The 23,780-nt window shown below is 70.6% G+C and carries 23 protein-coding genes; 7 read left to right on the top strand and 16 right to left on the bottom strand.

Annotated elements, in window-relative coordinates; genetic code table 11:
- Positions 1-129: 129 nt before the first annotated feature.
- Both ACWGIH_RS07260 and ACWGIH_RS07255 read right to left on the bottom strand, forming a co-directional pair.
- Positions 130-747 (bottom strand): DUF6230 family protein, encoded by a 618-nt coding sequence (locus ACWGIH_RS07260; protein WP_363209339.1) that lies wholly within the window; start codon positions 745-747, stop codon positions 130-132.
- Between the two features lie 637 nt (positions 748-1,384).
- On the bottom strand, positions 1,385-2,368 hold the full coding sequence (locus ACWGIH_RS07255; RefSeq protein WP_453449948.1) for a tetratricopeptide repeat protein: 984 nt from the start codon (positions 2,366-2,368) through the stop codon (positions 1,385-1,387).
- 363 nt (positions 2,369-2,731) lie between these two features.
- On the opposite strand from ACWGIH_RS07255, the gene ACWGIH_RS07250 reads away from it, so the two are divergent.
- Entirely contained in the window at positions 2,732-3,367 is a 636-nt protein-coding gene (locus ACWGIH_RS07250) for a TetR/AcrR family transcriptional regulator (protein WP_453449947.1), read from the top strand.
- On the opposite strand, the gene ACWGIH_RS07245 is transcribed toward ACWGIH_RS07250, so the two are convergent.
- Together ACWGIH_RS07245 and murG are read right to left on the bottom strand one after the other, a co-directional pair.
- The gene (locus ACWGIH_RS07245) at positions 3,355-4,362 is read right to left on the bottom strand and encodes an SDR family NAD(P)-dependent oxidoreductase (RefSeq protein ID WP_453449946.1); all 1,008 of its coding nucleotides are present in this window, start codon (positions 4,360-4,362) and stop codon (positions 3,355-3,357) included. The genes ACWGIH_RS07250 and ACWGIH_RS07245 overlap by 13 nt on opposite strands.
- On the bottom strand, positions 4,359-5,552 hold the full coding sequence (gene murG / locus ACWGIH_RS07240) for an undecaprenyldiphospho-muramoylpentapeptide beta-N-acetylglucosaminyltransferase (RefSeq protein ID WP_453449945.1): 1,194 nt from the start codon (positions 5,550-5,552) through the stop codon (positions 4,359-4,361). Before murG ends, ACWGIH_RS07245 begins: the two co-directional genes overlap by 4 nt.
- Before the next feature lie 79 nt (positions 5,553-5,631).
- Here murG and ACWGIH_RS07235 point away from each other — a divergent pair, with 79 nt between their 5' ends.
- Positions 5,632-6,372 (top strand): response regulator transcription factor, encoded by a 741-nt coding sequence (locus ACWGIH_RS07235; protein ID WP_453449944.1) that lies wholly within the window; start codon positions 5,632-5,634, stop codon positions 6,370-6,372.
- Positions 6,369-7,754: a sensor histidine kinase gene (locus ACWGIH_RS07230; RefSeq protein ID WP_453449943.1), complete on the top strand. Its 1,386-nt coding sequence runs from the start codon at positions 6,369-6,371 to the stop codon at positions 7,752-7,754. Before ACWGIH_RS07235 ends, ACWGIH_RS07230 begins: the two co-directional genes overlap by 4 nt.
- Before the next feature lie 15 nt (positions 7,755-7,769).
- On the opposite strand, the gene ACWGIH_RS07225 is transcribed toward ACWGIH_RS07230, so the two are convergent.
- The 5 genes from ACWGIH_RS07225 to ACWGIH_RS07205 form a co-directional block, all read right to left on the bottom strand.
- Positions 7,770-8,870: an alpha/beta fold hydrolase gene (locus ACWGIH_RS07225; protein WP_453449941.1), complete on the bottom strand. Its 1,101-nt coding sequence runs from the start codon at positions 8,868-8,870 to the stop codon at positions 7,770-7,772.
- Between the two features lie 168 nt (positions 8,871-9,038).
- Positions 9,039-10,739, bottom strand: a complete 1,701-nt coding sequence (locus ACWGIH_RS07220; protein WP_453449940.1) for an acyl-CoA mutase large subunit family protein — start codon at positions 10,737-10,739, stop codon at positions 9,039-9,041.
- Positions 10,740-10,847: 108 nt separating this feature from the next.
- Positions 10,848-11,180, bottom strand: a complete 333-nt coding sequence (locus tag ACWGIH_RS07215; protein WP_453449939.1) for a DUF3817 domain-containing protein — start codon at positions 11,178-11,180, stop codon at positions 10,848-10,850.
- 68 nt (positions 11,181-11,248) lie between these two features.
- Positions 11,249-11,758: a MarR family winged helix-turn-helix transcriptional regulator gene (locus ACWGIH_RS07210; protein WP_363308244.1), complete on the bottom strand. Its 510-nt coding sequence runs from the start codon at positions 11,756-11,758 to the stop codon at positions 11,249-11,251.
- Between the two features lie 10 nt (positions 11,759-11,768).
- Positions 11,769-13,082: an MFS transporter gene (locus ACWGIH_RS07205; RefSeq protein WP_453449938.1), complete on the bottom strand. Its 1,314-nt coding sequence runs from the start codon at positions 13,080-13,082 to the stop codon at positions 11,769-11,771.
- Positions 13,083-13,188: 106 nt separating this feature from the next.
- Between ACWGIH_RS07205 and ACWGIH_RS07200 the strand changes: the two genes are divergently transcribed.
- Complete coding sequence (locus ACWGIH_RS07200) at positions 13,189-14,175, top strand: DUF5937 family protein (RefSeq protein WP_453449937.1); 987 nt, start codon at positions 13,189-13,191, stop codon at positions 14,173-14,175.
- An 81-nt stretch (positions 14,176-14,256) separates the two neighbouring features.
- Positions 14,257-15,288 (top strand): glycoside hydrolase family 6 protein, encoded by a 1,032-nt coding sequence (locus ACWGIH_RS07195; protein WP_453449936.1) that lies wholly within the window; start codon positions 14,257-14,259, stop codon positions 15,286-15,288.
- A gap of 15 nt (positions 15,289-15,303) precedes the next feature.
- On the opposite strand, the gene ACWGIH_RS07190 is transcribed toward ACWGIH_RS07195, so the two are convergent.
- The 7 genes from ACWGIH_RS07190 to ACWGIH_RS07160 all read right to left on the bottom strand — a co-directional run bounded on the left by ACWGIH_RS07190 (position 15,304) and on the right by ACWGIH_RS07160 (position 22,306).
- Positions 15,304-17,268: a galactose oxidase-like domain-containing protein gene (locus ACWGIH_RS07190; protein ID WP_453449935.1), complete on the bottom strand. Its 1,965-nt coding sequence runs from the start codon at positions 17,266-17,268 to the stop codon at positions 15,304-15,306.
- Positions 17,269-17,271: 3 nt separating this feature from the next.
- Complete coding sequence (locus ACWGIH_RS07185) at positions 17,272-19,107, bottom strand: glycosyltransferase family 2 protein (RefSeq protein ID WP_453449934.1); 1,836 nt, start codon at positions 19,105-19,107, stop codon at positions 17,272-17,274.
- A gap of 420 nt (positions 19,108-19,527) precedes the next feature.
- Positions 19,528-20,160, bottom strand: a complete 633-nt coding sequence (locus ACWGIH_RS07180) for a TetR/AcrR family transcriptional regulator (protein ID WP_453449933.1) — start codon at positions 20,158-20,160, stop codon at positions 19,528-19,530.
- Positions 20,157-20,840, bottom strand: a complete 684-nt coding sequence (locus ACWGIH_RS07175) for a DUF4166 domain-containing protein (protein ID WP_453449932.1) — start codon at positions 20,838-20,840, stop codon at positions 20,157-20,159. The genes ACWGIH_RS07180 and ACWGIH_RS07175 overlap by 4 nt, the downstream gene beginning before the upstream one ends.
- Positions 20,840-21,532 carry a hypothetical protein gene (locus ACWGIH_RS07170; protein ID WP_453449931.1) on the bottom strand — a complete coding sequence of 231 codons (693 nt, stop codon included), beginning with the start codon at positions 21,530-21,532 and terminating at the stop codon, positions 20,840-20,842. The genes ACWGIH_RS07175 and ACWGIH_RS07170 overlap by 1 nt, the downstream gene beginning before the upstream one ends.
- A gap of 139 nt (positions 21,533-21,671) precedes the next feature.
- Positions 21,672-21,965, bottom strand: a complete 294-nt coding sequence (locus ACWGIH_RS07165) for an MTH1187 family thiamine-binding protein (protein ID WP_453449930.1) — start codon at positions 21,963-21,965, stop codon at positions 21,672-21,674.
- Positions 21,962-22,306, bottom strand: coding sequence for a DUF3817 domain-containing protein (locus ACWGIH_RS07160; RefSeq protein ID WP_453449929.1), 345 nt, complete (start codon positions 22,304-22,306; stop codon positions 21,962-21,964). The genes ACWGIH_RS07165 and ACWGIH_RS07160 overlap by 4 nt, the downstream gene beginning before the upstream one ends.
- Positions 22,307-22,473: 167 nt before the next feature.
- Here ACWGIH_RS07160 and ACWGIH_RS07155 point away from each other — a divergent pair, with 167 nt between their 5' ends.
- A complete protein-coding gene (locus tag ACWGIH_RS07155; RefSeq protein ID WP_453449928.1) occupies positions 22,474-23,112 on the top strand; it encodes an AIM24 family protein in 639 nt (212 codons plus the stop codon).
- Position 23,113: 1 nt separating this feature from the next.
- Positions 23,114-23,764: an AIM24 family protein gene (locus tag ACWGIH_RS07150; RefSeq protein ID WP_453449927.1), complete on the top strand. Its 651-nt coding sequence runs from the start codon at positions 23,114-23,116 to the stop codon at positions 23,762-23,764.
- The last annotated feature ends 16 nt before the right edge of the window (positions 23,765-23,780 follow it).

The following is a 23,780-nucleotide window of genomic DNA, read 5'->3' as shown; positions in this document are numbered from 1 at the left end:
TCCTCGGGGAATGGCGTTGGTTCTGTGTCCTGCGGATTCGGGCACGGGGACGGTCGAGGTCAAGATCCGTGCGCCCCCGCGCCCGGCCGTTTCTTCGCAACAAGTGCCGCTGCTAAGGCATCAGGCGCCTCAGTAGCACTCGTGCTTGCCCTTCTTGACCGACATGGCCAGACCAGAGAGCTTGAAGGTGCCGGCCGTGGTCGCCCACGCACGCTGCTTGACGTCGGTGAACCGCACCTTGTCAGCCTGCTGCGCGAACGAGTCGGGGACGTACTTGTCACCCTTCGACGGACCCGGGCCCTTGGTGGTCCGGTCGATCGAGACGCCGATGTCCACGTTGGTGAACGTGGCGTCGGCCTTCAGGTCATCGGCGTCGATGTAGAGCTTCTTCGCCTCGACCCTGGGGCCGCCCTTGCCGCCGGCCTTGAGGGTCATCGACACATCGCCGAAGACGGGGACCGGAACGACGACGGACTGACACAGGTTGGTGATCTTGGCCGAGTCGAGGCCGACGACGGCGACCGGGTGGTTACCCGACTTGCCGCTGTCGAGCGCCCCGTACTGGACGAATCCCGTACCGTCGAGCTGGTCGGCAGTCACCTTGAACTGCTGACCGGACACACTGAACGATGCCGCAAGCGCACCCTGCGAGAGGGCCACGCCTATCGCGGCAGTCGCCGCGACGCTCGGCACCATGACTACGGCGAACCGCTTCCATCTGGTTCCGCCACGAGCCACGGACTCCATGACTTTCCTCCTTCTCGGACGTACATCTCCGGCCCTGGCTGCTGCCGTTCGGGCGGCTCAGCCGGGCAGGGATGGGAGAAGCGCTACGTCCTCGGGAGATCACCCCCGAGCGACAACCACTGGTCGCACGCGACACGCACAACCTGCCGGACAGGCTCTGCCGGACGGCAGAGACCCCCCTGTCCTAGACCGGCGACGGGGTGTCTCCGGCCTGCTCGGTGGGGACCCAGAAAGCCCGCTCCCGACTGGCTTTCGGGCTGCGGGTTATTGGACCGAGCGTCGCCGATCGTGGTGCATTCTCGGCCCCCGCACAAGGGGGTTCGTTACTGGCTAGTAACGGCGCGATAACCGAACCACGACCGCCCGGTATCGGTCGGCCACAGACGGTGCACCCATGGGCAGGAACAGAACGGGATGTCGAAGGGCACATCAGGACAGATGACTGACCTGGACTTACTCCAAGTAACAGTGGCCGCGTTTACCAAGTTTTGGTAAAGCGCGGCCACTGTGACGCCTGTGCGACGAATTTTCACTCGGGCATCACAAGCCCCGGCGTTTAAGGACTGGTCAGCGAACGGCACCCGAGGCGCCGGACGGCCAGGTCCAGGTCGAACGTCCGAACAGGGTCGGAAACGGGTCAGAAAAGTACCCGCGCGAGCTGCGTGCGCGCCGCGGTCACCCGCGGGTCGTCCGAGCCGACCACCTCGAGGAGTTCGAGCAGCCGCACGCGCGCGGCGTCCCGGTCATCGCCCGCCGTGCGCCGCACCGCGTCGATGAGCCGCCCGAAGGCGTCCTCGACATGTCCGCCCACCAGATCCAGGTCGGCGGCGGCGATCTGCGCGGCCACGTCCGCGGGCCGGTCGGCGGCGTCCTTGCGGACCTGCTGCGGGTCCAGACCCTGGACGCGCTGCAGCAGTTCGGCCTGGCCGAGGCCGAGCTTGGCCTCGATGTTGCCCGGGTCGTCGTTCAAAACGTTGCGGTACGCCTGCACCGCGCCGCCCAAGTCGCCCGCGTCCAGCGCCTGGACGGCGGCTTCGAGCAGGGCGTCGTACGGTCCCGCGGGCACCTCGGCGGGGGCCTCCTGCTGCTCCGCGCCCTGCGCGTCCGGGTCGACGGCGAGGCCGGTCAGACCGAAGCGCTCCTCGCCGACCTGGATCAACTGGTCCAGGGTCTGCCGGATCTGCTCCACCGGAGCCGCGCCCTGGAAGAGCGGCAGGGCCTGTCCGGCCACCACCGCGAAGACGGCCGGAATCCCCTGGACCCCGAACTGCTGCATCAGCATCTGATTGGCGTCGACGTCGATCTTGGCGAGGACGAAGCGGCCGTTGTACTCCCGCGCCAGGCCTTCGAGCAGCGGGCTCAGCTGCTTGCACGGCTCGCACCACTCGGCCCAGAAGTCGATGACGACGGGTACTTCGGTGGAGCGCTGCAGGACCTCGCGCTCAAAACCGGCCTCGTCTACGTCGATGACGAGGCTCGACGGCGAGACGCCGGCTACGGCGCCCCCGCCCTGCCTGGCGGCTTCGGCGCGCGCCTGCTCCGCCTTCGCCTTGGCCTCCTGGGCCGCCTTCACGGCGGCGAGGTCGACGACTCCGCTCATGGACATGTTCCGTGGCTGCATGAGTACATCCTCCCCCAAGCCGTGCGGGAACCGCGCCCGTCCGAGGCCCCCCGCCGGATTGCGGGGCCGTGGACGGTCGTGGCGCCAAGGTCCCGAGGAGGACCGATGGTTGTGGCGCAGGGTCCCCACCCTGCACCGGTGCGTGCCGCTCTGGTTGTCGCTGTGGTTTGTCGCCGTTCATTCGCCGCGAAAGAAAGTGGGCGCCGAGGAGTTGCCGTTCATCTCGCCCACTTCTCTTTCGCTACGAGTCGTAGCGTAACTGCCATGCGGCGTCGTGTGGACGGCGGACCTGCGAGAACTTCGGTGATCTGGCTCACTCGCCCACGCTCCGACCGATTCCGTACTGGCCGGTATGGTCGCGGGATGCAGAGCCGCGTCCCCTCACCCGCCCGCACCGGTGGCCGACCCCGCAACGCCGCGGCGGACACCGCGATCCTGGAGTCGACCCGCCAGGCCCTGGTCGAGCTCGGCTGGTCCAAGCTGACCCTGGGAGACGTCGCCACGCGTGCGGGCGTCGCCAAGACGACGCTGTACCGGCGCTGGGCGGGCAAGAGCGAGCTGGTCGTGGACGCGGTGGCGGAGCTGTTCGACGAGCTGGAACTGCCGGACCGCGGCAGCCTGGCCGCGGACATCGAGGGCGTGGTGCTCCAGTTCGCGGCGCTGCTCGGCCGCCCCGAGACGAAGACCGCGCTGATGGCGGTGGTGGCCGAGTCGACGTCGGACGAGCCGCTGCGGGAGCGCATCCGCACGTCGATCGTGGACCGCCAGAAGCGCTTGGTCCTCGCGGGACGCAAGCGGGCGCAGGAGCGCGGTGAGCTCCCCCCGGAACCCGACCCCGCCGAGGCGGGCCGGACCGCCGACCTCATCTTCGACGTGATCGCGGGCGCGGTGGTGCACCGGGCCCTGGTCAGCGCGGAGCCCGTCGACGAGGCCTGGGCCCGCCGCTTCACCCTGCTCCTGCTCGGCGGGCTCGCGGCGGCCACGGGTCAGACCTGGTAGCGGTCCGGGGCGAAGAGGCGGAGGTTCTCGGCGACCCACTCCGAGGTCCGCTTCAGGCCCTCCTGCAGGGAGACCTCCGGGGTCCAGCCCGCCCACCGCATCGCCCGTGAGTTGTCCGACAGGAGCCGCTGGACCTCGCTGCCCGACGGGCGCAGCCGGGACGGGTCCACGACCACCTCCGCATCGCGCCCGGACGCCTCGATCAGCGCATGGGCCAGGTCCCCGACGGAGATCTCCCGGCCCACGCCGAGGTTCACCGCGTGCCCCAGGGCCGCATCGCACCGCGCCAGGGCCATGAAGCCCCGCGCGGTGTCCGTCACGTACGTGAAGTCGCGGGTGGGCGTGAGCGAGCCGAGCTTGATCTCCCGGGCGCCGGCGTGCAGTTGGGCGAGGATCGTGGGGATCACCGCGCGGGCCGACTGCCGCGGGCCGTAGGTGTTGAAGGGGCGCACGACCGTCACCGGCAGTTCGAACGCGTGCCAGTGCGAGAGCGCCATCATGTCGGCGCCGATCTTCGAGGCGGAGTACGGGGACTGGGGCTGGAGGGGGTGGTCCTCGCTGATGGGCGCCGTCAGCGCCGTCCCGTACACCTCGCTCGTGGAGGTGTGGACCAGCCGCCGCACGGCGTGGCGCCTGCACGCCTCGGCCACGTTCTCCGTGCCGACGACGTTCGTCTGGACGTACGCCCCCGGTGAGTCGTACGAGTACGGGATCCCGATCAGCGCGGCCAGGTGGAAGACCGTGTCGCAGCCCTCGACGGCGTCCATCACACGGCCCGCGTCCCGGACGTCTCCGGCGAGCATCTCGACCCGGGGGTCCCCGAGGAGATGCGCGAGGTGGCCCTTCTCCGCGTACGGCTTGTAGTGCACGAAGGCGCGGACCCGCGCGCCCTGTTCCAGGAGCAGGTCGACGAGCGTCGAGCCGATGAAGCCCTCGGCGCCGGTGACGAGGACCGTGCGGCCGGTCCAGCTGAAGGGGGCGTCGATGCTGCTCATGCGTACTCCAAGTGGGATGTGTGGTGGGTGAGTTGAATGACGCGTTCGGCCAGCAGCTCCGCGGCCCGCGCGTGCGGGCCCGGATCGGCCGCCCCGCTCATCGCGGCGAGCCGCGCCGGATCGGCGAGCAGCGGCCCGACGAGCTCCGCGAGCCGCTCGGCCGTCGTCTCGCCGTCGGGCAGCAGCAGCCCCGCGCCCGCGTCGGACAGGACGCGCGCGTTGTGGGTCTGGTGGTCGCCGGGCGCGTGCGGATAGGGGACGAGGACGGCGGGCACCCCGGTGGCGGCGAGCTCGGCGACGGTCGCCGAACCGGCGCGGCAGACCACCAGATCGGCCGCCGCGTACGCGAGGTCCATCCGGTCGAGGTAGGGCACGGCGCGGGCGGTCGCCTCCACGCCCGCCTCCGTCAGACGCCGCCGGGTCTCGTCGAGCGCGGCGGGCCCCGTCTTGATCAGGAGCTGTACGTCGGCGCGGTGCCGCCAGCGCGCCGCGAGCCCGACGGCCGCCTCGGTCAGCCGGGCGGCGCCGAGACTGCCGCCGTTGAAGAGCAGCAGGCGGGCCGTGTCCGGCACCCCGTACTCCTTGCGGGCCTCGGCCCGCAGCGCCTGCCGGTCGAGCGTGGCGAGCGGCCCCGCGATGGGCATCCCGGTGGTGTACGCGCGCTCGCCGCCCGGCAGATGCTCCCGGCTGCGGTCGAAGGCGACGGCGATGTTCGGGGTGAGGCGGGCCGCGAAACGGTTGGCGCGGCCGGGGACGGCGTTGGACTCGTGGATGAGGCTCGGAAGGCCCGCCATCCTGGCGCCGACGATGACGGGGGCGCTCGGGTAGCCGCCCATCCCGACGGCCACCTGCGCGCCCTGCTCCCGCAGGATCGCCCGGCACTGTGCGCCGGACTTCACCAGGGCGGCGGGCAGCAGGAACCGCTTGGCGCCGAGCGAGGGGTCGAACGGAATCATGTCGACGGTGTGGAGGCGGTATCCGGCCTCCGGTATCAGCCGGGTCTCCAGGCCCCGTTCGGTGCCGACGAAGGAGACGACCGCGCCCGGCACCGCACGGCGCAGGGCGTCGGCGAGGGCGAGCCCGGGATAGATGTGTCCACCGGTGCCGCCCGCGCCGATGACGACGGAGAGAGGGGCACGCCCGTCAGCACGGGCCCCTGCCTCGGAAGATCGCGCATCGGGAGATCGCATATCGGGTGTTCGCATGGCAATGGAGCATCACGAGCAGGTCTAAGAGGGTTTTAAGAGCCGCGTTTGGCACCTTGGGTCCATGAGCTTCACGAGCAGGCCGGGCCCACCCGTGACCGGCGGCGGCCCGCCGCCCGCCAAGATCCTCGTGGTCGACGACGACCCCGAGGTCCGTGCGGCGGTCGAGGACGGCCTCAGCGTCGAGGGCCACCTGGTGCGCGGCGCCGCGGACGGACAGCGCGCGCTGTCGGCGGTGGCCCGTTGGGAGCCGGACCTCGTGGTCCTGGACGTGCTGATGCCCGTCCTCGACGGCCTCGCCGTCTGCCGTCAGATGCGCGCCCTCGGCGACCGCACCCCCGTCCTGGTCCTCACCGCCCTCGGCTCCGTCAGCGAACGCGTGGACGGCCTCGACGCGGGCGCCGACGACTACTTGGTGAAGCCCTTCGCCCTGGACGAGCTGGTCGCCCGCGTGCGTGCCCTGCTGCGCCGCTCCGCCCCGGAGCCGCACGCGACCACCGATGCGGACGACCTCGCGTACGGCGATCTGGTGCTCGACCCGTCGACCCGCACCGGCCGCCGCGGTCACCGGACGGTCGAGTTCAGCCGCACCGAGGCCGCCCTGCTCGAACTGCTCCTGCGCAACGCCGGGCAGGTGCTCCCGCGTGAACTCATCCAGGAGTCGGTCTGGGGGCGCGACTTCGGCCCCGACTCCAACTCCCTTGCGGTGTACGTCGGTTACCTGCGCCGCAAGCTGGAGTCGGGCGGCGAACCGCGGCTCGTGCACACCGTGCACGGCGTCGGCTACCGGCTGGGCAGCCCATGAGCGCCCGGCGCAGGCTCGGCGCCCGGTGGCGGCGCAGGCGCCCGTTGCGCAACCGGCTCGCGCTCGCCGCGGCGGCGGCCGTCGCCCTTGTCGCGGTCGGGGTGTGCGTGGCCGCGTTCCTCGTCATCCGCTACAAGCTCTACCAGCAGCTAGACCAGAACCTCGCCCAGTCGGCGAGCCTCATCTCGCAGCAGCGGAACTTCGACAACGAGCCGGGCGTGGTCACGGGCGAGTGCCGCTATCTGGGCTCCCCCGCCTGCTCGCAGATCGTCCCCGCCGACCCCTCGGACGACCCGTCGAAGCCGTATCTGCTGCCGGTGGCCGAGTCCACCCGGAAGGTCGCGGCCGGCGAGGCGGGTCCGTACTACACGAGCCTCACCTTCCAGGGGAGGCCGACGCGGATGTTCACCACCACCTACGGCAAGGGCGACGCAGTCCAGGTCGCCCTGCGCGCCGACATCGCCGAGCGCGGGGTGCGGCAGGCCGCCGGGCTGCTCTCCGCGGTGGGCGGCGCCGGAGTGCTCCTGTCGGGGCTCGGCGGCTACTGGGTCTCGCGCACCGGCCTCGCCCCGGTCGCCCGCCTCACCGCCACGGCCGAGCGCATCGCGGCGACCCGTGACGCCCGCCACCGGATCGAGCTGCCGCCGGGGCCGCCGGGCCGCGAGGACGAGGTGACCCGGCTCGCGGCCTCGTTCAACGCGATGCTGGCCGAGCTGGAGAAGTCGGTCACCGCCCAACGGCGCCTGGTCGCCGACGCCTCGCACGAGCTGCGTACACCGCTGACAGCGCTGCGCACGAACGCCGAACTCCTCGCCCGCGCGGACCGGTTGACCGACGCCCAGCGCGACAGGGCGTCCGGCGCCCTTACCCGCCAGCTCCGTGAGGTCACCGGCATGGTCAACGACCTGATCGAACTGGCCCGCGACGAGGAGCCGCAGCCCCTCCTGGAGGAAGTGCGGCTCGCTCCCCTGGTCGCCCATGTCGTGGACGCGGCCCGCGGCCACTGGCCGCAGGTGCCGTTCACGCTCCAGGTGGCGCCCGACGCCGACGACGTGAGCATCCCCGGCGTTCCGGCGCGCCTCTCCCGCCTCGTCACCAACCTCCTGGACAACGCGGCCAAGTTCAGCCCGCCGGGCACGCCCGTGGAGATCTCCCTCTCCCCCGCCGCCCTGACGGTCCGCGACCACGGCCCCGGCATCGCGGAGGAGGACCTGCCGTACGTCTTCGACCGCTTCTACCGCGCCGAGAAGGCCCGCGCCCTGCCGGGCTCGGGCCTCGGTCTCGCGATGGCCCGCCAGATCGCCCACGCGCACGGAGCGGAACTCGTGGCGGAGAGGGCGCCGGGCGGGGGCGCCCTGTTCAGGCTGACGCTGCCGGGCTGATCACGCGCCGTCCGGCTAGTCGTTCTTCCAGGCGCAGCTGCCCAGCGTGGCCTTGCCCTTGGCGAGCAGCCGGTCGGCCTCGTCGGCGGGGATGACGCGGGTGCCCTTGCCGCGGCAGATGACCGTGCGGTCGCCGTGTCCCGCCAGGTCGACCAGGATCTGGTCCCAGTGGCGGTACTGCACGTCGTGCCCGGAGTCCGCGTACGTACGCACCTTCGCCTTGCCCGGCAGCTCGTCCTGCCAGGTCGTGAGGGTGGCCGGCGGCACGGTCGTGTCCTTCTTGCCGCCGTAGAGGTAGACGGGGGCGTCGAGCTTCGCGAGATCGGGGCCCGGCCGCCCGCAGTACAGCTTCTGCTCGTGCACCTGCGGCGCGGGGTCCGCCTGCTGGCCGCGCTGGTTGTAGGTGCGCGCGCCTTCCTCGTACGCCGTGTCGGCGAAGCCCGGTATCGACTTCACGGGGCTGTCGTCCGGGAAGGCCCACCACTTGCGCGGGTCCTTGATGGAGTCCTTCACGGTGCCGGCGAGCTCGTCGTCGGACATCGAGCAGTACGCGGGCTTCGTGCCGTAGGGCGGCAGGGCGGCCGCGAGGTGCAGGGCCGAGATCCGCTCGGGGGCGCGCCCGGCGAGCTCCGCGGCGTACGGGCCGCCGCCGGAGATGGCGATCACGCTCACGTCGTCCACACCGAGCTTGTCGAGCACTTCGAGGGTGTCGTCGGCGAAGTCGGCCTTGCCGAGCTTCTCGTCGTACTCCGTGTCGCCGAAGCCGTTGCGCTCGACGGAGATGAGGCGAAGCCCCAGGTCCTCGCGGGTCGTGCGGAAGAAGTCCGTCATGTGCGCCGCGCGGGCGCTCGTGCCGGTGCCGCCTATGAACAGGACGGGCTTGCCCTTCTTGTTCCCGGTGTCGGAGTAGTGAGCCGTCCGGCCGTTCGAGAGCTTCGCCGCGTGCACGTCGGGGCCCAGCGAGTCGAAGGTGTCCTGGACCTTCGGCTCGGCGGGCGGGCTCGCGCTCACCTCTCCGGAGCCGTACACCGTCAGCGCGCCGAGCAGCGTGAGCGTCGCCGCTCCGATGGCGATCACGGCGGTACGGGTGGGGCCGGGCAGGCTCACGGGTGACACAGGGTGACTCCAGGGGCAGGGCGGGTGGACGGGCGGCGCCTACCCAGCCGCGTGCAACTGACACCCACATTTTTCGGACGAGTTTCGAGGAGCGCCCGTAGGGGCGCGGGGAACTGCGCGACCAGCCACAACGGGCCCGCAGGTCCCCACGCACCACAGGTTCCGGAACTAGAACCCCGGCGGCTCGGTATAGATCCCCCACTCGTCCCGCAGGGCATTGCAGATTTCCCCGAGGGTGGCCTCCGCACGGACCGCCTCCAGCATGGGCCCGATCATGTTCGACCCGTCCCGCGCAGCCGCAACCATCGCGTCGAGCGAGGCCCGGACCCGCGCGTCGTCCCGCGCCGAGCGCCGCGCGCCGAGGACCTTGACCTGCTCCCGCTCGACCTCGTGAGAGACCCGCAGGATCTCCAGGTCGCCGGTGACGGAGCCGTGGTGGACGTTCACGCCCACGACGCGCTTGTCGCCCTTCTCCAGGGACTGCTGGTACTGGAACGCCGACTCGGCGATCTCACCGGTGAACCAGCCGTCCTCTATGCCCCGCAGGATGCCCGAGGTGATCGGCCCGATCGGGTGCTGTCCGTCCGGGTGGGCGCGGCGCCCCCGCTCCTTGATCTGCTCGAAGATCTTCTCGGCGTCGGCCTCGATGCGGTCGGTGAGCTGCTCCACGTACCAGGAGCCACCCAGCGGGTCCGCCACATTGGCGACCCCGGTCTCCTCCATGAGCACCTGCTGCGTGCGCAGCGCGATCTCGGCGGCCTGTTCGCTGGGCAGCGCGAGCGTCTCGTCGAGGGCGTTCGTGTGCAGGGAGTTCGTGCCGCCGAGGACCGCGGAGAGGGCCTCGACCGCGGTGCGCACGACGTTGTTGTAGGGCTGCTGGGCCGTCAGCGAGACACCCGCGGTCTGCGTGTGGAAACGCAGCCACTGGGCCTTGTCCGTCTGCGCGCCGTACACGTCCCGCATCCAGCGGGCCCAGATGCGGCGGGCGGCGCGGAACTTGGCGATCTCCTCGAAGAAGTCCAGGTGTGCGTCGAAGAAGAAGCTGAGCCCGGGCGCGAAGACGTCCACGTCCATGCCCCGGCTCAGGCCCAGCTCGACGTACCCGAAGCCGTCCGCGAGGGTGTACGCGAGCTCCTGCGCGGCCGTCGCCCCGGCCTCGCGGATGTGATAGCCGGAGACCGAGAGGGGCTTGTACGCGGGGATGTCGCGCGCGCAGTGCTCCATCAGGTCGCCGATGAGGCGCAGATGCGGCTCGGGCTGGAAGAGCCACTCCTTCTGCGCGATGTACTCCTTGAAGATGTCCGTCTGGAGCGTGCCGTTCAGGACGGCCGGGTCGATGCCCTGCCGTTCGGCGGCGACCAGGTACATGCAGAAGACGGGGACGGCGGGCCCGGAGATCGTCATCGACGTCGTGACGTCACCGAGCGGGATGTCCTGGAACAGGACCTCCATGTCGGCGGCCGAGTCGATGGCGACCCCGCAGTGCCCGACCTCGCCGAGGGACTGGGGCTCGTCGGAGTCGCGGCCCATCAGCGTCGGCATGTCGAAGGCCACGGAGAGACCGCCGCCGCCGTTGGCCAGGATCATCTTGTAGCGCTCGTTCGTCTGCTCGGCGTTGCCGAATCCTGCGAACTGGCGGATGGTCCAGGTCCGGCCGCGGTAGCCGGTGGCGTGCAGTCCGCGGGTGAAGGGGTATTCGCCGGGCCACCCGATCCGCTCGAATCCCTCATAGGCGTCCCCGGGCCGGGGCCCGTAGACCGGCTCGACCGGGTCACCGGAGAGCGTGGTGAAATCCGCGTCGCGCTTCTTCGCGGTGTCGTACCGGGCCTGCCAGCGACGGCGGCCCTCCTCGATGGCGTCAGCGTCCATACCCTCGAATTTACTTGGACGTCCTAGTAAATGTCGAGGCGCTACGGCATCGGCTGCTCCACTGCGGGGGCCACGGGCATGTCCGTGACCCCGTTCCGGGCTGTGGGGCTACGCCTTCGCGGTGGCCGGGGAACCGTCGACGATCAGCGGCTCGACCTCACGCGCGACCTTGCGCTCGACGAAGAACGCGGCCGTCGGGATGGTGCCGGAGACCAGCACCCACAGGAGCTTGCCGAACGGCCACTTCGCCTTGGAGCCCAGGTCGAAGGCGAAGATCAGGTAGATGATGTAGAGGACGCCGTGGACCTGCGAGACGACCAGCGTCAGGCCCTCGCCCTTGTCGAAGCCGTACTTGAAAATCATGCAGGCGCACAGCACGAGCAACATGACGGCGGTGACGTAGGCCATCACCCGGTATCGGGTCAGCACGGATCGCTTCATGCCCACGAGCGTATCGGCCCGTTTTGCGCGATCTTCGGGCGGCCCCGGCACGAACGGAACCCGGGGTTCTACTGCTCCTCGAAGTCCTCGGCGGCGACCCGCAGGGGCCGCAGCATCGCGAAGATCTCCGCGCACTCCTCGGCGTCGTACACCCCGAGCCCGAAGTCCATGGCCATCAGCTCGCGGGTGGCCGCCTCGACGACCTCGCGGCCCTTCTCCGTGATGGAGGCGAGGGTGCCGCGCCCGTCGTTCGGGTTGGGGCGCTTGTCGACGAGGCCGGACTTGACGAGCCGGTCGACGGTGTTGGTGACGGACGTCGGGTGGACCATGAGCCGCTCGCCGATCTTGGACATCGGCAACTCGCCCGCCTGCGAGAACGTGAGCAGAACCAGTGCCTCGTACCGCGCGAAGGTAAGTCCGTAGGGCTTGACGACCGCGTCGACCTCGCCGAGCAGGATCTGGTGCGCCCGCATGATCGAGGTGATCGCGCCCATGGCCGGAACGGATCCCCAGCGCTGCTTCCAGAGCTCGTCGGCGCGGGCGATGGGATCGAAGGGGAGGCTGAGCGGCTTCGGCACGCCAAAGACCTTACCCGCCGGTCACATGGTGGTCAGCCCCGTCTCGCGATTCGGTCGTCTGTTCCCGTAGGTTGGCGGGTTCGCCGTCGGCCGTACGACGCGTGGCGCGCACCTCGGCCGCCAGGGCGAGGCAGCAGACCGTGCCGAGCACGCCCGACGCCGCGACGACGGTGCTCACCGCGAAGAACTCCGCCGCGAGCCCGGCGAGCGCCATCCCGACGCCCTGGATCGTCATGAGCCCCGCCGTGTGCACGGTCATGGCCCGCCCGCGCAGCTCCTCGGGGACGGCGTCGACGAACCACCGGTCGACACCCAGCGTGTACGCCGACCCGGCGCCGGCGAGCACGAGGGCGAGCATCGCCCACAGGAGGCCCGGCGTGACCACGTACACCGTGAGCGGCAGTAGCGTGACGGACGCCAGCGGCAGGGCGACGCGGGCACGTGAGGTAGCGGAGAGCAGGGAGCCCGCGTACAGCTCCGCGGCGATCGTGCCGACCGGCAGCGCGCACATCAGGAGTCCGACGCCCGCGACCGTGACCCCGATCTGATCGGCGTACGGAGCGGCCAGCGCCTCGGGGGCGACCATGAACATCGGCGGCGCCCAGAGCAGGAGCAGCAGCGCCCTGATCCGCCGGTCGCCGAGCACCTGCCCGGCGCCGCTGAGCGAGTACTTCACCAGGGCCGAGCCGCCGCCCCCGCGCGCGGGCCTGCGCCTGGTCCCGCAGCGCAGGAGCAGCGCCGAGGCGGCGAACGTACAAACGGTGATGAGGAGCGCCCCGCGCGGCGACACGACGGTGAGCAGGACGCCGCCGAGTCCGAACCCGACGAGCACGGAGCTCTGCGAGACGATCCGGAGCAGGGAGCGCCCGAGGATGAACAGGTCACCGTCCCCGAGGATGTCGGTGAGGGTGGCCATCCGCGTCCCGTTGAACACCGGCGACACGAGGGCGATGACGCACCGCAGCGCGAGCAGGGCGTAGACGGGTGTGGCGGGCAGGGCCATGAGCGCCGCGCAACCGGCACACACCACGTCGCACAGCACGAGCACCCGGCGCGGCGGATACCGGTCGGCGATCCCGGACAGCAGCGTCCCGCCCACGAGGTAGGGCAGCATCCCGAGCGCGAAGGTGAGCGCACCGAGCAGCGGTGAGCCGGTGAGCCCGTACACGAGCACGGTCAGCGCGACCTCGCTGACGACCACGCCGAGCAGCGAGAGCGCGTGGGCGAGGAAGACGGCACGGAACTCGCGGATCGTGAAGAGGCGGAGGTAGCCGGTGGGTTCGGGGGCGGTGGGTTCGGGGGCGGTCGGGTTCTCTTCGGGCATGCCCGCACCCTGCACGCGCGCGTGCCCCGCGCCCTAGAGTTTCGGTTCCAGGCGAATCATGGTTCCAGGCGGAACAGGGTTCCAGGCGAAACATGGGGGTGAGCACGTGCCGAACCGGCTGCACTTCGGCCCCGACGACCTCCTGCGGTGCCGGTTCGCCGTGTCGCCGCTGTGGGAGACGCAGGAGGCCGTGCGCACCCTGAAGCGACCCGACCGGCACGGCTACCACCCGCGGTGGCTGCGGCGGATCCGCGGGGCGAGCGCCGGGCTCGAACTGCAGGCCCTGTGGCTCCTGATGCCGGCGCGCGGCTACACCCCGGACTTCATCGGCCCTCCCCCCATCGGCCCCGCCGCCACCTTCGACGAGGAGATCGCGGCCGTGCGCGCGGCCGACCCCGAGGCCGCGCGGGAGGAACTGGCACGGGCCCTTGCCGGCACCGCGGGGGCCGTCGAGTCCCCGCGGGGGCGCGCGCTGCTCGCCGATCCGGTGCGCGCGGTACGGGAGTTGGCCGATGCCATGGAGGCCGCCTGGCACACCCTGGTCGAGCCGGACTGGCCCCGGCTCCGGGCGCTCCTCGAGGCGGACGTCGCCTTCCACTCGCGGCGGCTCGCGGAGGTCGGCCTCGGCGCCCTCGTCGCCGAACTCGACCCGCGATTCACTTGGGACGCGGGCACGCTGACCGTCGCCAGGCGGGACGACCACGTGCGGCATCTGGCCGGTCAGGGTCTCGTCCTGATGCCCAGCGTCTTCGCCTGGCCCGACGTGGTGGGCGGCCACGAACCGCCCTGGCAGCCGACCCTGGTCTACCCCGCGCGCGGCCTCGCCGGGCTCTGGACCGAGCCCGGCGAGCACACCGCCGAAGCGCTCGTACGGCTCCTGGGGCGGGGCAGGGCCGCCGTACTCGCCGCACTCGACGACCCCGCCACCACCTCGGCCCTGGCGCACCGCCTGGGGCTCGCCCCCTCGTCCGTGTCCGCGCACCTCGGCGCCCTGCGCGGCGCGGGGCTGCTGGTCTCGCGGCGGTACGGGCACCAGGTGCTGTACGAACGCACTCCGCTCGGCATCGCGCTGGCGGGCGGCGGAGGCATCTGAGGCCCGCCCCGGTGTCGTAACCAGGGGCGATTGGTCCGTTATGTAACGATTGCCCGGTCACCGTCGCCCATAGGGGGCTGGATGTACCGGCTGCTCCGCACGTTCACCGCACTCACGGCCCTCACGGCCCTCGGGCTCACGGCAGGGTGCTCCTCAGAATCCGGCCCGAAGGGCGAGGAGCGGGCGGCCACCGAGGCCGGCGCCTCCCCCGCGGGCACCGAGAAGGCCCGGCAGAGCACCTTCTGGGTCGACCCGCAGAGCGCCGCCGCCCGGCAGGTCAGGCAGTGGGAGCAGGAGGGCCGCACCCAGGACGCCGCCGCGCTCAAACGGATCTCCGAGCAGCCCATGGCCGTGTGGCCCGCGGGCGACGACCCGGCCCCGGACATCAAGGCGGCCGTCGACGGCGCCGCGCAGGGCGATCGCACCGCCGTACTCGTCGCGTACAACATCCCGCACCGCGACTGCGGCCAGCACTCCGCGGGCGGCGCGCACAGCCCGGAGTTCTACGGGCAGTGGATCGACAAGTTCGCGGGGGCCATCGGCGACCGGCCGGCCGTCGTCATCCTCGAACCGGACGCGATCCCGCACATCGTGGACGGCTGCACCCCCGCCGAGTACCACGCCGAGCGCTACCAACTGCTCTCCGACGCCATCCAGCGGCTCAAGCAACAGCCCCGGGTGAAGGTCTACCTGGACGCGGGCAACCCCGGCTGGATCTCCGAGGCGGGCAAGCTCGCCGAGCCGCTCCAGCAGGCGGGGATCGCGCAGGCGGACGGCTTCTCGCTGAACGTGTCGAACTTCCAGGACGACGACACCATCAAGGCGTACGGCCGCGGCCTCTCGGGGATCGTCGGCGGCAAGCACTTCGTGATGGACACCAGCCGCAACGGCAAGGGCCCGCTCGCCGGCGACCGTGAGGACGCCTGGTGCAACCCGCCGGGGCGCGGTCTGGGCACCCCGCCCACGGACAAGACCGGTGACGCGCTGCTCGACGCGGTCCTGTGGATCAAGCGGCCCGGCGACTCGGACGGACCGTGCCGGGGCGGCCCGGCGGCGGGCCAGTGGTGGCCCGACTACGCGCTCGGTCTCGCGCGCAACGCCAAGGCCACCTGACCGCGGCTCACACGGCTACTTGCCGCCCACGTGGATCCACTTCGCCTCTGACGACGTGCCGTCCCGGTCCGTCACGAAGAGCATGTACCAGCCCGGCGGCACCAGCGCGGTGTCGCCCCTGGGCACCTCCACCGTCACCTCACCCTTGCCCTTGGTGAGGCCGAGCGCGATCGACCGCTGCTCGACGTCCGTCGTGTGCGTCACCGCGCTGGGGCGCATCAGACGGGCCGAGGCGATCTTCCCGGGGCTCTTCGTACGGAACGTCGCGCGGCCGTCCGCCGCCAGTTCCTCCGGGCCCTCGCCGAGGACCGGGCGGTTGTTGCCCGCCTTGTGCAGGGCGGGCGGCGTGAAGACCTCCATGCGCTGCTCGAAGTGGCCGAGCTTGGTGTTCTGCTGGTTGTCGTAGAGCGGGTCGGAGCCGAAGGTGACGACCCGTCCGTCGGGCAGGAGCAGCGCCTCGGAGTGGTAGTTGCGGCCCACCTTCGGGGACGCCGCCTCCCGGAAGCTGTTCGACTTGGGGTCGTAGAACTGAGCCTTGAGGATGTTGCTCGCGCCGCGCCCCCGGTAGTCCTTGGAGCCGTTGGCCGTGAAGACCGAGTCGTCCGGCAGGATCACGCTGTTCAAGTAGCGCGTGCCCTGCGGGAGTTCGGGGCCCGTCCGGAACGCGGGGCGCTTCTCCTTGAGGTCCACCACGGCCGTGCGCCGGGTCGCCTTGTCGGACTCGCCGACGCCTCCGCCGCCCAGGATCATCACCTTCTGGTCCTGCGCCGGGGGCAGCAGGAGGGACGCGGACGTCTCGGTCTGGTCGAGGTCGACGAGGCCGGGGATCTTCTCGAACTTGTTGGTCTTCAGGTCCCAGAGGCCGGGCTCACGGCCCTGGTCGGCGGGGCCGTAGCCCGCGTTCGACGCCGGGTAGAAGAGCTTGCCGCCCTTGGTGAGGAAGAGCGCCGGGTAGGTCGGGAAGTAGCGTTTGGGGCCGTTGGTCCACTTCTTCGTCTTCGGGTCGTAGATCTCGTTGTCGCCCGGGTCGATCTTGCCCACGTCGTCGAGGCCGGAGACCGCGAGCACCTTGCCGTCGTCGAGACCGACGAGCGTGGGGTACCAGCGGGCCTTCTCCATCGGCTCCACGGGGACGTACTTCTCGGCCTTCGGGTCGAACTCGTACGCTGCCTTGATCCCCTGGAAGTCCTGCTTGTCCATGGTGATCTTCTCGGCGATCCCGTACGCGTTGTCCGCCTCCTTGCCGGTGAGGCCCTCGATCTCGTACTGCGCCGACTTCTGCGTGGCGAACTCCTCGCCCTCCCGGGCGGCCTCCACGAAGACGCGCGCCTCGCTCGCCTTGACCGTCGTCTTCCAGGGCTTCATCACACCGGACTTGGTGTACGTGATCTCGTAGTCCCGCTTGGCCTTGGGCACCTGGACGTCGAACTTGCTCACGTACTCGATGCCCGAAGGGGAGCGGAACCGCGTGCCCTTCTTGAGGACGATGGCCTTGTCGGGGTTCTCGTTCTTGACGCGCATACCGCCGCCGGCCCGGTTGATCTCGCCGTCGAGGAGTTCGTAGCGCGCCGTGCCGCCCGCCACCAGGAGCCGCCCGTCGGGGAGTTGGGCGTGGCCCGAGCAGAAGAAGTCCTCCGGGGTCCTGACCTTCTTGAAGGTGTCGTTCCGCGGGTCCCAGAGGATCGTGTCGAAGGCGCCCTTGTCGAACTTCTTCTGCTCGTTCCCGGAACCCGCGACGATCAGGACCTTGCCGGTGTGCAGGAGAGCGGCGTGGATGGCGTTGGTGCGGAACTCCTCGGGGATGCCGATCTGCTTCCAGGAGCCGTACTTGGCCTTGTAGCCGGGCTGGGCGATCTTGTACTCGTAGTACTGCTCCTCGGCGAAGGAGAGCGCCGCCGGTGCGTTGAGCCCGACGAGCAGGGCGCCCGCCCCGACACCCAGGAGTGTCTTCTTCGTCCGCTGAGAGGGCCGGTATGCCATGGGTCAGTTCCCTCCTGTGGTCGTACCGGTGGCGAACGCCGGCTCCGGCTCGCCGTCCGCGGCCGCGGTGCCGATGGCTTCCGCGTCCTGCCTGCCGCGCTGCCGGGCCCGCGCGCGGGCCTCCTTGCGCCCCTCGCTCGCCCTGCGCTCCTTGAGCAGCGTGAAGCACCAGATCGTGACGGGGGCCAGCGAGATAACCAGGGCGAGGACGGCCCAGGTGCGCATGGCCGCGTGGGTGTGGCCGAGCACGAAGGACGCCACCAGTGAGCTGGTGAGCACCGCCGCCCAGAAGAGGTGGATGCGGAAGGTGAGCAGCCGGTCGGGGCTCGCGTCACCGCCCTTGGGCGTGACCACGAAGCGGCTCGGGCGGCGCACGACGGCGGCGCCGAGCGACTTGGCGTAGATGGGTGCGGAGAGGGCGGACATCCCCATCCCGGCGAGGCCTCCGGAGCCGGCCGGTTCGTGCGGGGAGACGTTGTGGCGGCGGTTCCACAGATAGAGGCCCACCTGGAGGGCGGCCGCGTCGCTGTAGAGCATCAGCCAGACGGAGGCGGCGACCTGCGTGCCGGACGCGCCGAACCAGAGGAAGAGGACACAGCTCAGCACACCGAGCAGCCAGTTGATGGCCGTCATGGGGTAGTAGACGAGCATCATCGTGTACGAGAAGAGACGGCCGGGCGGCATCGTGAACGGTGCCTTCCAGTACTGCTTGAACAGCGTCTCGTACGTCCCGCGCGACCAGCGCATCTGCTGGGTGAAGAAGTCCGTCCAGGAGGCGGGTCCCTCGCCGACGGCGAGCACGTCCGGTGTGTAGACCGACCGCCAGTGGCGCCTGGTGACGGGGTTCTTGTGCCGGTGCAGCTCGAAGCCGGTCGCCATGTCCTCGGTGATGGAGTCGTACAGGCCGCCGACCTGGCGGAGCGCCTGGATGCGTACGACGTTGTTGGTGCCGACGAACATGGGTGCGCGGTAGCGGTTGCCCGCGCGCTGGATCAGGGCGTGGAAGAGGAACTGCTGGGATTCGGCGGCCTTGGTGACGGGGCTGTCGTAGTTCCCGTACACCTGCGGTCCGACGACGAAGGCGACGTCCTCGTCCCGGAAGTAGCCCATCATCCGCTCCAGGAAGTTGGGGAGCGGCACGTGGTCGGTGTCCACGGAGGCGAAGAAGTCGTAGTCGCCGCCGTGCATCGCGAGCCAGGCGTTGTAGTTGCCGTGCTTGGTGCGGGCCTTGTGGACGCCCTTCTCGCGGTTCCACTCGGGCACGCCTTTGCGGGTGAAGTGACGTACGTCGAGTTCGACGCAGAGGGCCTTGGCGTCCTCGTCGTCCCCCTCGTCCAGGAGCCATACGTCGAGGGGGCCGGTGTGGCGTATGTCCTTCGCGCCCTCGAGGGTGGCGCGGACCATGCTGAGGGGTTCCTTGCCCGGGACGTACGTCGTGAGGAACGCGACGCGGGTGCCGGGTTCGGGGGTGACCGGGATCGGGTCCCTCGCCACCATGGTCGCGTGGGCGATGGACACGACGTTGACGAGCATGAAGAGCTCGATCAGGCCGATGGCCACGAGCATCGTGATGTCGAGGCCGATGAGCCAGCTGTCGGCGCCCTCGCGTTCCGTCCAGTGGCTCGGCCACACGAGGTAGACGAGGAGGAGACCGGTGAGGACGGGGGCGAGCGTCATCAGGATGACGGCTCGTATTCGGTGGGGCTCACTGGAGAGAAGCTTGTTGTACTGCACCCGATAGCGGCCGCCTTCGCCGCTGCCGCTGTCTCCGCCGTCCGGCTCCGTGAGCGGTCCGGCGAGTGTGCTGTGGGTGTCGTAGTCGTAGCCCTCCGGCCGCACAGCGCCCTCCAGGTCGTGGGTGATCTGGCTCTGGCAGGTTCAGATGCGAACGAGCCGATAACCACACAAAAGTGGAGTTTTACCGGCGTGTCGAACCGGACGCGTCCGTGCGAGCGGTCTTACGGTGAGCGGTTCGGTTGGGGTTACAGGCCGGAAGACCTCGGGGCATGGATCTGACGGCGTTGCTCCGTCCGAGCCCCAATCCCCCTCAGAACCAACGCCACCAGCGAGAGAGGCCCCGGGCTGCCGGGCCGGCGCACCCCAGGCCCCAGCACCGCGCCCGCCCATCCACCCAGCCCCTGACACCGCGGGGCAATCGGATGGGTGGGCGGGAAGGCTTGTTCGGTCAGAGGCGGATGCGGGGTAATTCGGGCAGGTGGGCGGGAGAGGCCCTTACGGAACCCGCCCGCCGCAGGGGACTCAGGACCGCGTAACCCGCCGTAGGCGAGCCCGCATGGCCCGCTGGGCGATCGGCCCCAACTCCTCGACAGCCGTCACCAGGACGGACAACTGCTCCAGGGCGTCCAGCGCCCTCTCCGCCCCCTCCGCGTCCACCCCCTCGTACAGCTCCAGCCCCACGAAGGACGCCGCCACCGCACGTGCGAGGCCCACGGGATCCGCGAACTCCCCGAGCGGCGTCGCCGACAGGACCCGGATCAGGACCTTCTCGATCTCCTCGATCCAGAGTGCGAGACCCGCCGCCGTGGCGGGGGCGAGGCGAGGCTGCGTCTGGGCCCCGGCCAGGAGCTGGCCGAGGACCGCGACATGCCCGGCGGCTCTCTCCTCCTCGTGCATCTCACGGCCGAATTCGAGGAGTTCGCCCAGCGAGGAGACCGCGTCAAGACGCTCCCGGTAACGCGAGACCCGCTGCTCCGAGCCGTGCCGGCAGGCCGCCGCCAAGAGCTCGTCGACGGACCCGAAGTGGTAGAAGACCAGCGCCTGGTTGACCCCTGCGGCAGCCGCGATCGTCCGCGCTGACGTCTTCGCGATGCCCTGCTCCGTCAGCGTGCGCAGCGCCCCTTCGAGGAGCTTCTCCTTCGTCTCGGCGCTCACGCCCTCGCCTCCTCGCGGAGCGGCCGCAATCCCGGCCGCACACCGCAGCCGCGGACATCCGCGTACTGAGCCGCGAAGGAACCCTCGTACCCGAAGAGCGGCCCGAAGTACCGGTTCACCACCCTGACCCGGATACGGAAGCGGCCGGTGGAGTCGTCGTAGGACTCCCGCACCTCCGCGTCACCGCCGATCAGCCCGGGGACGCCGACGTCCACCGGCCCCTCCCGGAAGCGGTGTGCCCCGGACCGGATCAGCAGGGAGCCGTCCGGCTCGGCCCGGAGATGGAGGTCGCTCGCGAGGTGCTGGTGAGTGCCCAGGTAGTCAAGGATCCGGTCGCCCTTGGGGCCCAGGACCATCTGGGCGTCGAAGCGGCGGGAGCGTCCTGGCAGATCGAAGGTGCGCACGAAGCTCACCGTCTCACGGCCAAAGGTGTCGACGTACGGCACGTTCTCGATGGTGAAGGGCACGTGACGGCCCGCCCGGGGAACGAGGATGTTGCGCGTGCCCCCGAGGGCCAGGAACGGCTTCACGAAGCCTCTGCCGTGCCAGATGCGGTCCATGACACCCCGCCCGGTGCACGCCTCGCCGCTCGCAAGACCCACGGAGAAGCGGCGCTGCAGCTGGGGGTGCAGACGGTCGAAGTCGGCGCCGAGCACCGTACGGAAGATCGAGGTGCGCATCACTTCTCCTGGAGGGTCGCGAGAACACGCGGCGCACGCGTGCGTGGCGGTGGATTGCGCAGGCAGCGGCGCGCCGCCGGCGTCGTCGGCAGGGGCGGCAGGACGAAGGCGAGGGCCAGGACCGCGGGTGCCATCATCGGCGCGGAGAGGGCGGCCGCGGCCACGCACCCGACGCGCACACCCACCTCGGCCAGTGCGTGCAGCAGTTGACGCTCGGGGGTGATCCCGCGCTCCAGCCAGAGCCGGAGCCGGTCGAAGGACCAGGCCGTGGCCCAGCCCATGAGCGGGCGGAAGACGGCACGGTCGGCGAGCGCGCCGAAGCGGCCCCAGCGCGGGCGGTAGTCGTAGCCGGTGAGGAAGCGGATGCCGCCGCCGGGGACGGGGACGTAACGCCAGTAGCCCGATCCCTCCCGCAGGAGCGACAGCGGGTGCGGCGAGGCGAAGCGCAGCGCGGACGTCCTGGTGCCGTCCGCGCGGCGCTTCTCGCCCGCGGAGATCCCGGTGCCCGCGACGGTCAGGAAGGGCAGTACGCGCGTGCCGTACCGGAAGTGCCGCGGCTCGCCCGGAGCCTGCGGCAGGTAGTCGATCTCGGTGAAGCGGAGGTCCCAGCGCTGGTGCTGGGACGGCTCCTGGGTGCGTGCCCAGAGCTCGTCGAGGTCGGCGTCTATGCGTGCTTCGACGTACAAACTCACGGCATACCCCCAGGTCAGTGCAGTTTTGAGCGACTGCTCAAGAGAATCGTAGAGATTTTTGAGCGATCGCTCAAGCCCGTGAGCAGCAAGAAGCCCCCGCCGGATACCGGCGGGGGCTTCTTCGCAGTGCGGGCGGCGGCTACGCGGAGAGGTGCCGCTCCACCGTCTCGACCTTCGACGTCATCCCGTCCGTCACCCCGGGGCGGATGTCCGCCTTCATGACGACGGAGACGCGCGGCGCCCGCGCCTCGACCGCCGCGACGGCACGCTTGACGACGTCCATCACCTCGTCCCACTCACCTTCGACCGAGGTGAACATCGCGTCGGTCCGGTTGGGCAGACCGGACTCACGGACGACGCGGACCGCGTCGGCGACGTACTCGCCCACGTCCTCGCCGACGCCCAGGGGGGTCACGGAGAAGGCGAGGATCATGCGCTCACGACGCCTTCGCGGCGGGCGCGCGACGCGATCACGGCGGCCTCGGCCTCACGCTTGAGCTTGCGCTCTGCGTAGAAACCACCGGCCGGCAGGACGGAGAGGACGAAGTAGAGGGCGGCGGTCTTCACGTCCCACTTCGTGCGGTTCCAGGCGTCGAGCCAGAACAGCACGTAGAGGATGAAGAGCACGCCGTGGACCATGCCCATCACCGGCACGGCGTTGAAATCCGTGGTCCGCTTGAGCACCGAGCAGATGATCAGGAGCAGGAAGGAGACGGCCTCGGGGGCCGAGACCAGACGGAGGCGGCGGAGTGCGGAAGCGGTCTTGATGTCCACGGATCACCTTCGGTGTGAGGCGGGAGCGAGGGGCGGGGCCGCTCGGCGGCATTGATCTTGTGAATGCGCGCACAAGCGACCCCCATTGTGACATCGGGGTGTTCTCCGGGTTCCCTCAGGGGCCGTTGCCCTGTTCCGACCCCATATCCGACGGCTACCGTCGATACGTGGCAACGTTCCGACTGCAAGGCAGCAGGGTGCTCGCCGTGGACATGACCGGCGACACCGTCAAGGCGAAGAACGGCTCGATGGTCGCGTACGACGGCCAGATGGCCTTCAAGAAGATGACCGGGGGCGGCGAGGGGATACGCGGCATGGTGACCCGGCGCGTCACCGGCGAGCAGATGACGGTGATGGAGGTGAAGGGGCACGGCACGTGCTGGTTCGCCGACCGCGCCACGGAGATCAACCTCGTGCAGTTGCGCGGCGAGAAGCTCTTCGTCGAGGCCGGCAATCTCCTGTGCACGGACGGAGGGCTGCGCACCGGCACGCAGTTCACCGGCGTCCGCGGCGCCTCCCAGGGCAATGGCCTGTTCACCACCACCGTCGAGGGCTCGGGCCAGGCGGCGATCATGTCCGACGGGCCCGCGGTGGTGCTGCGCGTGAGCCGGCAGTTTCCGCTGACGGTGGACCCGGGGGCGTATGTCGCGCATCAAGGGGACCTCCGCCAGAACCTCCAGTCGGGCGTCACTTTCCGTACGTTGCTGGGCGAGGGCGGCGGCGAGGCCTTCCAGATCCGCTTCGAGGGCGAGGGGCTCGTCTATGTCCAGCCCAGCGAGCGGACGACGATCGCGGGGGACGTCTGACATGCCCTTCCGAGAGATCAACTCGAAGATGGTCGAGGCGACCGTCCTGCCGGGCCAGCGCCTGTTCAGCCAGCGCGGCGCCATGCTCGCCTACAAGGGAGATGTGGCGTTCACGCCCAACGTCCAGGGCGGTCAGGGCGGCCTGGCCTCGATGATCGGCCGCCGCGTCGCGAACGAAGCCACCCCCCTGATGACCGTGGAAGGCAGCGGCACGGTCCTCTTCGGGCACGGCGGCCACCACATCCAGGTGATCACCCTCTCCGGGGACACCCTCTATGTGGAGGCGGACCGGCTGCTCGCCTTCGACGGGACGCTCCAGCAGGGCACGATGTTCATGGGCTCGCAGGGCGGCGTCATGGGCATGGTCCGCGGTCAGGTCACCGGTCAGGGCCTCTTCACGACGACCCTCAAGGGCCAGGGCGCGGTCGCCGTCATGGCGCACGGCGGTGTCATCGAGGTCCCGATCACCCCGCAGCGCCCGGTCCATGTCGACCCCCAGGCGTATGTGGCCCACCACGGGGACGTACGCAACAAGCTCTCCACGGCGCTCGGCTGGCGCGACATGGTGGGTCGGGGCTCGGGCGAGGCGTTCCAGCTGGAGCTGTCCGGAAGCGGTGTGGTGTACGTCCAGGCGTCGGAGGAGAAGCTGTGAACCCCGCTGGGAACCC

It is taken from the genome of Streptomyces sp. NPDC054872 (assembly GCF_053610705.1).
Note: the sequence above shows the minus strand (reverse complement) of the source record. Positions and strands in the feature narration are given on the sequence as shown.